The 10,846-nt window shown below is 72.3% G+C and carries 9 protein-coding genes; 4 read left to right on the plus strand and 5 right to left on the minus strand.

From position 1 onward, the window contains the following. Positions 1-43: 43 nt before the first annotated feature. On the minus strand, positions 44-580 hold the full coding sequence (locus AB0C20_RS31970) for a hypothetical protein (RefSeq protein WP_357569383.1): 537 nt from the start codon (positions 578-580) through the stop codon (positions 44-46). Between the two features lie 88 nt (positions 581-668). After that, positions 669-2,534, minus strand: a complete 1,866-nt coding sequence (locus AB0C20_RS31975; RefSeq protein WP_357183727.1) for a glycerol-3-phosphate dehydrogenase/oxidase — start codon at positions 2,532-2,534, stop codon at positions 669-671. 145 nt (positions 2,535-2,679) lie between these two features. On the opposite strand from AB0C20_RS31975, the gene AB0C20_RS31980 reads away from it, so the two are divergent. From AB0C20_RS31980 to AB0C20_RS31990, 3 genes are all read left to right on the plus strand, one after another. Next, positions 2,680-5,262, plus strand: coding sequence for a S8 family serine peptidase (locus AB0C20_RS31980; protein ID WP_357569384.1), 2,583 nt, complete (start codon positions 2,680-2,682; stop codon positions 5,260-5,262). 69 nt (positions 5,263-5,331) lie between these two features. Then, entirely contained in the window at positions 5,332-6,267 is a 936-nt protein-coding gene (locus tag AB0C20_RS31985) for a GNAT family N-acetyltransferase (protein WP_357569385.1), read from the plus strand. A 78-nt stretch (positions 6,268-6,345) separates the two neighbouring features. After that, complete coding sequence (locus AB0C20_RS31990; RefSeq protein WP_330439114.1) at positions 6,346-6,594, plus strand: hypothetical protein; 249 nt, start codon at positions 6,346-6,348, stop codon at positions 6,592-6,594. 56 nt (positions 6,595-6,650) lie between these two features. On the opposite strand, the gene groL is transcribed toward AB0C20_RS31990, so the two are convergent. From groL to AB0C20_RS32005, 3 genes are all read right to left on the minus strand, one after another. Beyond that, a complete protein-coding gene (gene groL / locus AB0C20_RS31995) occupies positions 6,651-8,273 on the minus strand; it encodes a chaperonin GroEL (protein WP_088950420.1) in 1,623 nt (540 codons plus the stop codon). Positions 8,274-8,545: 272 nt separating this feature from the next. After that, a complete protein-coding gene (locus AB0C20_RS32000; protein ID WP_357183718.1) occupies positions 8,546-9,718 on the minus strand; it encodes a hypothetical protein in 1,173 nt (390 codons plus the stop codon). A gap of 94 nt (positions 9,719-9,812) precedes the next feature. Next, positions 9,813-10,016: a cold-shock protein gene (locus tag AB0C20_RS32005; RefSeq protein WP_091402914.1), complete on the minus strand. Its 204-nt coding sequence runs from the start codon at positions 10,014-10,016 to the stop codon at positions 9,813-9,815. 324 nt (positions 10,017-10,340) lie between these two features. On the opposite strand from AB0C20_RS32005, the gene AB0C20_RS32010 reads away from it, so the two are divergent. Next, on the plus strand, positions 10,341-10,829 hold the full coding sequence (locus AB0C20_RS32010) for a GNAT family N-acetyltransferase (protein ID WP_357569386.1): 489 nt from the start codon (positions 10,341-10,343) through the stop codon (positions 10,827-10,829). Positions 10,830-10,846: the final 17 nt, after the last annotated feature.

Raw genomic sequence — 10,846 nt, forward strand, 5'->3', positions numbered from 1 at the left:
GCCGGCCTGCTCAACCCGGGCAAGGTGCTCTGACCGGCTGCGGTCAGCCCTTGACCTCGGCCGGGGTCGCCTGGGTGAGCAGCAGCAGGATCTCCCCGGCGACCGGCGTGAGCTCCTCACCAGGGCAGTCCTGCGAGGTGATCAGCCCGGTCGAGGTGATGAGGCTGGACGTCAGCGCGTCGATGCAGGTGGTCCGGTACCGCCGGGCCTGATCGGTCTCGTCGGCCAGCAGCGGGTTGGCGAGCAGCACCTGGAGCCGTTCGGTCAGCTCCGGTGCGAGGGTGCCGCGGGAGGTCACGCCGTCGCCGGCGCAGTCGACGCACTGCCACGCGCCGTTCCGCTCGACGCTCAGGGAGCGCATCGGCCCGTCTTCGCCGAGCCGCTGGAGCAGGCTGACCTGACCGGCGGCGACAGTGGTGGGGATCTCCAACTGCGATCCGCCACCCGCCGTGCCGGCGGTCGGTTGCGCCACCGGGGTGCTCGGCTTGTCTCCGTCGAAGAGCGAGCACCCGGTCAGGGCGCCGACGAGCGCGACGGCGAGCAGGGGTACGAGCAGACGAGGGCGCGCGCGGGGTAGCACGCGCGGAAACCTACCCCACCGTAGGTAGCGTTCGAAACCACCATCCGGGCCGGTATCGATGGTTACCCATCGGTAACGTCGCAATTCGTCATCGAGCGGACGGGCGCAGCTCCGCCTGATCGTCATCGCCCCGGTCAGCCGCGTAACCCCGGACGTCCGGAGCACCGAGGCGGGCCGCGTCCGCCGCCGCGTCGTCCGGCATCAACTGGGACTGCCGCTCCGCCTCCACCCGGGCGCGGTAGTGCTCGACCTCGCGTGCCCGGGTGGCCGCGTCCCAACCGAGCACCGCGCCCATCAACTCGGCGGTGTGCTCCGCCGACTCCAGCCCCCGGTGGCTGGTCTCGAACGAGATCCGGGTCCGCCGGGTCAGCACGTCCTCCAGGTGCAGCGCGCCCTCGGCCCGCGCCGCGTAGGCGACCTCCGCCGCCAGATACTCCGGAGCACCGGCCAGCGGAGACGCCAGCAGAGGATCGGCGTCGACAAGCGCCAGCAGGTCCAGGGTGAGGGTGCCGTACCGCTCCAGCAGGTGCTCCACCACGCCCACCGGCACGCCGTGCCGACGAGCCAGGTCGGCCCGGTCCCGCCACATCGACGGGTACCCGTCGGCGCCGAGCAACGGCAGATCGGCGGTACGCGACGCGCGGGCGCCGCCGAGCCGACGCGCGGCCCGGTCGACCACGTCGGACGCCATCACCCGGTACGTCGTGTACTTGCCGCCGGCCACCAGCAACAGCCCGAGCATCGGCTCGAAGACCGCGTGCTCCCGGGAGAGCTTCGAGGTCGAGTCGGCCTCGCCGGCCAGCAGCGGCCGCAGCCCGGCGTACACCCCCTCGATGTCGGCGGTGGTCAGCGGCCGGTCCAGCACGGTGTTCACCTGCTGGAGGAGGTAGTCGATGTCGCGGGCCGAGGCGGCCGGGTGGGAACGGTCCAGCCGCCAGTCGGTGTCGGTGGTGCCGATGATCCAGTGCCCGCCCCACGGGATGACGAAGAGCACCGAACTCGCCGTACGCAGGATGAGCCCCGTCTCGCCGGTGATCGCCGAGCGGGGCACCACCAGGTGCACCCCCTTGGAGGCGCGCACCCGGACGCCGGGCCGCAGGCCGACGTCGTTGAGCATCCGGGACATGTCGTCGCTCCACACGCCGGTGGCGGCGATGACGGTGCGGGCATGCACCTCGAACTCCGCGTCCGGCGAGCCCGGCGGCGCCTCCAGGTCCCGGACGCGGACGCCGGTCACCTCGCGCGCCTGCCGGATCAGGCCGACGGCGCGAGCACTGCTCACCACAGTGGCGCCGAGGCTGGCGGCGGTACGGGCCAGGGTCACCACCAGCCGGGCGTCGTCGACCTGCCCGTCGTAGTAGCGGATCGCCCCGGCCAGCGCGTCGGCCCGCAGACTCGGGAAGATCCGCCGGGCGCCCTCCCGGGTCAGGTGACGGTGCAGGGGCATGCCCCGGCCACCGCCGAAGATCCCGGCGAAGGCGTCGTACGCGGCCACCCCGGCGCCGTAGTACGAGCGGCGGAAGAACCGGGCCGGCAGGTCCCGCAGGCCCCGCCCGGCCGGCAGCGGCACCATGATCGGCACCGGGCGTACCAGGTGCGGCGCGAGCCGGGTGGCCAGCAGGCCGCGTTCGGTGAGCGCCTCGTGGACCAGGTGGAACTCCAACTGCTCCAGGTAGCGCAGGCCACCGTGGATGAGTTTGCTGGACCGGCTGGAGGTCCCGGCGGCAAGGTCACGCGCCTCGACCAGCGCCACCTTCAGGCCACGGGACGCCGCGTCCAGGGCGGCACCGGCTCCGGTCACCCCGCCCCCGATGACGAGCACGTCGAAGCGTTCGGCACGCAGTCGACGCAGGTCGGACGCACGGCGGACCGGTGAGAGCTGACCGGCGACGGATCGGGAGACATTGGGGTCGCGCACCCGTCCACCGTAACCGTCGAGCCACCGTGTCGACATTCGCCGCCCGCCCCGCACCGCGCCTACCTGCTCCGAAGCGCGCGACACGTCTCGCCACCCGGCCCACGCCGACCGCTCGGTTGTTCGAAGCCCCGGAACCCGACGGTCGGGTCGAAACCCTCCGTCCTAGTCGTAAGGTTCTCGGATGCAAGGTCAACCTGTGCACCCCGGCTTCAGCGACCGCAGTTCCCCGTGGCCGGTGGTCGCGGCCGTGCTCGTCGGCTGTTGGACGGTTGCGGTCACAGTGGGCACCCAGACCGGTGGCTGGCTCACCGACCAGGTGCTGCTGGGCTTCGGACGCGACCGGCTCGGCTGGCTCTGGCCGGTGCTCGGCCTGGCCACCGTCGTGCTGGCCGGCACACCCGCCCTGCTGCTGGCCCTCCTGCCCCGGTCGGGCGCGGTCCGGGCCACCGGGCGGGCCTGGTTGATCGGGGCACTCGCGCTCGGCGTGCTGACACTGCTGCGGGTCGTGCCGCCGGTGCACCATGAGGCGTACCTCGGCGCGCTGGCCGGCGCCGCGCTGATCGGCGCGCTCGCCGTGCGCTGGTCGGCGCGCCGGTGGGCGTACCCCGGGCTGGTCGGCTCGGTCGGCGGCCCGGCACCCACCGGAAACGGCGACACCACACGGCCCCAGGCGACCGGAAACGGCGACACCACACGGCCCCAGGCCACCGGGAACGCGGAGCCGGTCGGACGGCGCGTGCGCCAACCAGGCCCGGTGCCGCTGCTCGCTGTCGCCGCCGGTTTGGCGCTGCTGCTGCCGTGGGCCTGGCTGGGCGCGCTGGGCGGTCTCCTGGAGACCGCGCTCGCGCTGCTGGCGGCCGCCGCGCTCGGGGTGCTGGCCGCGACTGTGCTGGACGCCCCCTTCTGGTCCCCGTTCGCGGTCGGGCGACCGCCCCGGCCGGCTCGGCTGGTGCTGGTCGGTGGCCTGGTCGCCGGGGTGGCGCTGCTGCTGCTAGCGGCCGGGACCGGGCAGTCCGGCGCGCAGTTGCCCGCGCTGCTGACACTGCCGCCGGTGGGTTTCGCGCTGGCCGCGCTCTGGGCCGCGACCTGGCGGCCCACCGCCGACCCGGCCACCACCAATCCGGCCACCACCGACCCAGCCACCGCCGACCCGGCCGCCGCCACCCGCGCCGTCCGCACGGCGACCGGCTGGCTCGTGGGCCTGGCCGCGCTCGGCCCGCTGGCCTTCACCGACCCGGAAGAGATCAGCCTGCTGCTGGTCGGCACCCGGGACATCCCGTTCTGGGTGGCGGCCGCCGCCGGCGTCGGGCTCGCCGTCGCGGTAGTGGTCGCCATCGGGTACGGGGTGCTGCTCGCCCGGCCGACGGCACGCACCCCGAACAGGCGGGTCGCCGCGGTGACGGCCGTGGTGCTGCTGGTGGCGTTCGGGGTGGTCGACCTCGGCCCCGGTCAGCCGGGTCTGTACGGCGAGCGGCTGTTCGTGGTGCTGCGTACGCAGGCCGACCTGAGCGATCTTCCGGCCGCCGCGCCGGGTCGGGCCGGGCGGGACGCTCGCGCGGCGGAGGTCTACCGGCGGCTGGTGTCGACCGCCGAGCAGAGCCAGGGTGACCTGCTGCGGGGGTTGGACCGGCTGCGCCTCGACCCGGTGTCGTACTACCTGGTCAACGCGGTCGAGGTGGACGGCGGCCCGGTGGTGCGGGCCTGGCTGGCCCGCCGGCCGGAGGTGGCGCGGGTGCTGGTCAGCCAGCGCCTGCGACCGCTGCCGGCCCCGGCCGGGCAGAGCCGGGGCACCCTGCCGAAGCCCGCCGGCCCGGAGTGGAACATCCGCCAGATCGGCGCCGACCGGGTGTGGTCCGAACTCCGGGCCACCGGCACTGGCATCGTGGTCGGCAGCTCCGACTCGGGGGTGGACGGCACCCATCCGGCGCTACGAGGCGGGTTCCGTGGTGGGGACGACTCCTGGTACGACCCGTGGGACGGCACCCGGAGCCCGACCGACCAGGGCGGGCACGGCACCCACACGGTGGGCAGCGCGGTCGGGCGGGACGGCATCGGGGTGGCGCCGGACGCGCAGTGGGTGGGCTGCGTCAACCTGGACCGCAACCTCGGCAGCCCCGCGCACTACCTGGAGTGTCTCCAGTTCATGTTGGCGCCCTTCCCGGCCGGCGGCGACCCGTTCACGGACGGCCGTCCGGAGCGCGCCCCGCAGGTGCTGACCAACTCGTGGGGCTGCCCGCCCATCGAGGGTTGCGACCAGCGCGTCCTGCGGCCGGCCACCGCTGCCTTCGACGCCGCCGGGATCTTCGTGGTCGCCGCGGCCGGCAACACCGGCCCGTGGTGCGCGTCGATCGACGATCCGCCCGCCCCGTACCCGGACGTGCTGACGGTGGGCGCTGTGGACGACCAGCGGCGGGTCGCCGAGTTCTCTTCGCGCGGGCCGGTGCCGGGCGGCTCGGGTAAACCGGACGTGCTGGCACCGGGGGTGGGCGTGGTGTCGGCCATGCCGGGCGGCACGTACGCGAAGCTGGACGGCACGTCGATGGCGACGCCGCAGGTGGCCGGGGTGGTCGCGCTGATGTGGTCGGCGAACCCGGCGCTGGTCGGCGACGTGACCCGGACCCGGCAGATCCTTCGGGACACCGCCACGGTGGCGACGCCGACCTATCGCTCGGACAGCCCCTCCGACGCCTGCGGTGCCCCGTCGAACGTCACTGGCGCCGGCCAGGTCGACGCCTACGCGGCCGTTCGCGCCGCCCAGCAATAGGCAGGTTTCCTTCCTGAAGTGCTGAGCCGGGAGTGCGGCTCGACAGTCGGTGATCTAGGGTCGGCGACCATGGACGCCGAGATCACCGTCACCGAGCTGACCGCCGACCTGGTCAGCAGCGTCGTACAGCTCTGCCAGCAGGCTCTCGACCTGCCCGAGGACGCCGCCGAGGCGGCTTCCGTAGTGGACGTTCTCTGGGCCCGGGCCGCCGCCGACCGCCCGGTGGTCGGGCTGGGCGCGTACCGGGGCGCGGACCTGGTGGGGGTGCTGATCTGTTCGGTGTCGTCGACCGAGCCGGGGATCGGGCACGTGGACCTCGTCGCGGTCCTTGCGGATCAGCGGCGTCGGGGCGTCGGCCGGGCGCTGCTCGAGCGGGCCGAGCGGGTGCTCGCCGAGCGCGGGGCGACCGAGGTGCTGCTGGCCGGAAACCCGCCGTACTACGCGTGGCCGGGAATCGACGTCCGCTACACGCCGGCGGTCTGCGCCGCACTCGCTCTCGGCTACCAGCAGGACCGGACCGCCTGGAACATGACCGCGGACCTGTCGTACGACGGGTCGCCGGCACTGCGGTCCACCGAGGCGGCGGAGCGGCGGCTGGCCGACCAGGGCGTCACGGTACGCCGGGCGGAGCCGGCGGACCTGCCGGCGCTGACGGCGTTCGCCCGGTCCGCCTTCGGCGGAACGTGGGACGGCGAGCTGGCCGGGTCGGTGGGGCGTGCCGACGCCGGTTGCCACCTGGCGGAGCGCAACGGCGAGGTGCTCGGCTTCGCCGCGTACGGGTCGTCGCGGCCGAGTTGGTTCGGACCGATGGGCACCGCGCCGGCCGCGGAGGGCTCGGGCATCGGTGGGGTGCTGTTGCGGCGCTGCCTGCGCGACCAGCGGGCGGTGGGGCTGGACCGGGCACAGATCGGCTGGGTGGGACCGGTGCCGTTCTATTCGGGCAGCGCGGGTGCGTGGATCGAGCGGGTCTTCTTCCTGTACCGGCGAACCCTACCGACGGCATAACCGGGGCAAACAGGACATAGATCCATTCGCCCGCATCGGCCATCGACGCCCCCTACCGTTTCGGTAGAGGAGGCAGCCATGACCACGGATGACAACCAGACCGAGGACGGCCCGCCGATCACCTGGAAACCGGTGGGTGAACTCCCCGGCCAACTGCCGTTCGACAGGCTCGACTACGGCGACGCCGAGCAACTGGCCGAGATGACCACCGAGGGCGAGCCGTCGGTGGCAGAGGAACCGCAGGAGATGGTGGACGCGCCGATCAAACTGCCTCCGCCGTACAGCCGGGCACAGAAGCGGCGCAACCAGCGCCCACTACCGACCTGACGACGAACGGGGCGGACCGCGTCAGCGGCCCGCCCCGTTCGGTGTCGGAACTGGACTCAGAAGTCCATGTCCCCGCCACCCGGGCCAGCCGGGGCAGCCGGGTTCTTCTCCGGCTTGTCCGCGACAACGGCCTCGGTGGTGAGGAAGAGCGCCGCGATGGAAGCGGCGTTCTGCAGCGCCGAACGCGTCACCTTGGCCGGGTCGATGATGCCCGCGGCCAGCAGGTCGACGTACTCGCCGTTGGCGGCGTTCAGACCGTGACCCGCTTCGAGGTTACGGACCTTCTCCACCACGACGCCGCCCTCAAGGCCGGCGTTGACGGCGATCTGCCGCAGCGGGGCGTCGAGCGCGACCTTGACGATGTTCGCACCGGTCGCCTCGTCGCCGACCAGGTCGAGCTTGTCGAAGGCGGTCTTGCCGGCCTGAACCAGCGCGACGCCACCACCCGGGACGATGCCCTCCTCGACGGCGGCCTTCGCGTTGCGAACGGCGTCCTCGATGCGGTGCTTGCGCTCCTTGAGCTCGACCTCGGTGGCCGCGCCGACCTTGATCACCGCAACGCCGCCGGCCAGCTTGGCCAGCCGCTCCTGCAGCTTCTCCCGGTCGTAGTCGGAGTCGCTCTTGTCGATCTCGGCCCGGATCTGGTTGACCCGGCCCTGGATCTGCTCGGCGTCACCGGCACCGTCGACGATGGTGGTCTCGTCCTTGGTCACCACGACCTTGCGGGCGCGGCCCAGCATGTCGAGGCTGGCGGCGTCGAGCTTGAGGCCGACCTCCTCGCTGATGACCTGGCCACCGGCGAGGATGGCGATGTCGGTCAGCATGGCCTTGCGGCGGTCACCGAAGCCCGGCGCCTTGACGGCGACCGACTTGAAGGTGCCACGGACCTTGTTGACCACCAGGGTGGCGAGGGCCTCGCCCTCCAGGTCCTCGGCGATGATCAGCAGCGGCTTGCCCGACTGCATGACCTTCTCCAGGATCGGGAGCAGGTCCTTCACCGACGAGATCTTGCTGTTGGCGATCAGGATGTACGGGTCGTCGAAGACGGCCTCCATACGCTCCGGGTCGGTCATGAAGTAGGCCGAGATGTAGCCCTTGTCGAAGCGCATACCCTCGGTGAGCTCCAGCTCCAGCCCGAAGGTGTTGCTCTCCTCGACGGTGATGACGCCTTCCTTGCCGACCTTGTCCATCGCCTCGGCGATGATCTCGCCGACGGTGCTGTCGCCAGCGGAGATGGAGGCGGTGGAGGCGATCTGCTCCTTGGTCTCGACGTCCTTGGCGAGCTTGGACAGCTCCTCCGAGACGCTCGCGACAGCGGCCTCGATGCCCCGCTTCAGGGCCATCGGGTTGGCGCCAGCGGCCACGTTGCGCAGGCCCTCGCGAACCAGGGCCTGGGCCAGGACGGTCGCCGTCGTCGTGCCGTCACCGGCAACGTCGTCGGTCTTCTTGGCGACCTCCTTGACCAGCTCAGCGCCGATCTTCTCGTACGGGTCCTCGAGCTCGATCTCCTTGGCGATGCTCACACCATCGTTGGTGATGGTGGGGGCACCCCACTTCTTCTCGAGCACGACGTTGCGGCCCTTGGGGCCGAGGGTCACCTTTACGGCGTCGGCGAGCTGGTTCATGCCCCGCTCGAGGCCGCGGCGCGCCTCTTCGTCGAACGCGATCATCTTGGCCATACGGCGTTGTCCTCCTGGACACTCACGGGCCACCCGAGATGTGTGCCCCGGATGGGCCGCCTGGTGTACGCACCTTGGGACGTCGCCACCTGGCGACGACGACGTCCTTCGGCCGGGCCGGATAGCCCGCGACGACCGGCCATGTGCCGCCCCGGCGTCTCCACGCCGGTGCAACCTGGCCCCACCGTCCCGACCATTGGCACTCACGGTATGCGAGTGCCAATGACTTGTTTAGCACTCTCACCTGCCGAGTGCAAGCACGATGCCGCCGCTCAGCCGAGTTCCGCGGCCAGTCCAGCGCTGTTCACCGGTGCCTCATGGGCACGCTGCTCGGCGTACGTCACCAGCAGACCGATCATCTGCGCGAGGTGGGCCGGAAGGGCCAGCACGGCGGTGATCCCGATCACCACCACCGCCCCGGCGGCGGTACCCGGCGAGGAGAACGGATCCGTTCCGAGCGGGGAGGTGCCGATTCCTTCGATGGCACCGGGGATCAGGGTGCCGACGATCACCGCCGCGGCCACCAGGGCCACCCGTCCGAGCAGCAGGCCGAGCCGATCGTGGAACATCCGGAACGATCGACCGATCGGGTTGTGCCGTTCGAAGAGATAGACCGGACCGGCCATGCTCAGCGCGAAGGCCAGGTAGATGCCCGGCAGCACGCAGAAACAGACACCGACGCCGATGAGCAGACTGACCAACAGGGTCCAGCCCCACAGCCCGAGTGCCCGACGCAGGCCGTAGCGCAGCGCGGCCTCCAGGCTGGCAGGCTGGCCGGCCGCCTGTTGGGTGATCACCCAGGTGCCGGCGGCCCACCCGACGGCCTGCACCAACCCGACCACCACGCTGCCGCCGACCAGCAGGACAAGGAGGCTCAGCAGCTCGGCGGCGAAATTGTCCGGCAGCGCGGGGGCCGACGTCGATTCGGCCTGGGCGGCCCACTTCGCCGACGGGTCCAGCCCGAGGGAGACCACCGAGAGCACCGCCGCCGGCAGCACCTGGGTGAGCAGCATGATCGGCACCAACTGCCGCCAGCCCCGACGCAGCGCTCCCCCGCACCGGTTGAACCAGCCGCCGATACCGGCACCGGGCGGCGTGACCAGGGCGTCGTTCGGGTCGAACCCGTGACCCGGCGGGTACCAGCCGATCGGCGGTCCCGGATACCACGGCTGCCCGCCGTAGGGACCCGACCCGGGCGGGTAGCCCCCGGTGGGCGGGAACGCCCAGCCCTGCGGTGGCGGGGCCGCACCCCAGGCGCCCTGCGCGGGATCCCAGCCGGGCGGCGGACCGGCGGGGCCGGAGGACGGGCCGGACGGGGGCATGTCCGGCCCCCAGCCGGGGGGCGGACCGGCGTGGCCGGGGCCGTCGGCGGGCGAGGACGGATCGGACGGGCCCGGCTCCCCGGACCCGGAGGACGGAGTGTGCGGGGGTGGCTGGTCGGTCATGAACGCTCCTCGGCATCGGCTGGAACGGTTCACGATCTTCCCGGCTGCACGCCCCTGCCGCAGCCCCGACGCACGGGCCGATCGGCCAGGAAGCTCAGCCGATGACGCGTACGTGCTCTGCCTGTGGGCCCTTCTGGCCCTGGGTGATCTCGAACTCGACCCGCTGACCGTCGTCCAGCGCCTTGTAGCCGTCCATCTCGATCGCGGAGAAATGAACGAACACGTCCTGACCGCCGTCGACGGCGATGAAGCCGTAGCCCTTCTCGGCGTTGAACCACTTCACGGAGCCCTGTGCCACTGTGCACTTCCCTCACTCTGCCCGGCGTTGCCTGACTCGGCGCACGGCACGGCCGGGCGCCCCGGACCACCGACTCAGCGATCGATGACCGCCATTGGAGCAGGTGACCGAAATCGCACGCTACACGAGGAGTGACGGCCGCGCACGGCCACAAATCAGACACACTTCGGAGCGTCCCGACCACGCTGACCGGCCGGGTTTCCCAGCCATCGGATTCGCCCGCGTCATTGCGGATAAGGGCAGGGTCGCAGGGCGGCCCCGAGATGACGGCGATCGGGCCCAGCTCGCGAAACGCCATCCCCGCCCTGTGGTAGGCATGCGGACATGACCACCGACATGGGCTCGCCGGCCCTACGGCTCGCGGAGATCCGCCGGGTCCGGCCGGAGGACGCCGCCCGGATGCGGGCGCTGCGACTGGAGATGCTTGCCGACGCGCCGTTGGCCTTCCTGGAGACCCTGGCGGACGCGGCGGCCCGACCGCACAACGAGTTCGCCGCGCGGGTCGCGTACACCTCGGCCGGTGCCGGTAACGCGCAGTTCGTCGCCGACCCGGGCGGCCGGCTGGTCGGGCACGCCGGCGGTACGACCCACCCGAACGAACCGGGGCTGACCGTGATCTACGCCGTGTACGTCACGCCGACCTGGCGCGGCAGCGGCCTGCTCGCCGAGCTGATCGACGGGGTGGCGGCCTGGTCGCGAGCCTGTGGCCGACCGGAGCTGCTGCTGGAGGTGGTAGACCTGGCCGCCTACAACCACTACCTGTCATGGTTGAACGCCAATCCGGGCGCCCGGCCCGGTGACTATCCCGGCTGAGCCGGGCTCGGAAGGAC

The sequence above is a fragment of the Micromonospora sp. NPDC048843 genome, assembly GCF_040649965.1.
In the GTDB taxonomy this organism is placed as follows: Bacteria; Actinomycetota; Actinomycetes; order Mycobacteriales; family Micromonosporaceae; genus Micromonospora; species Micromonospora hortensis.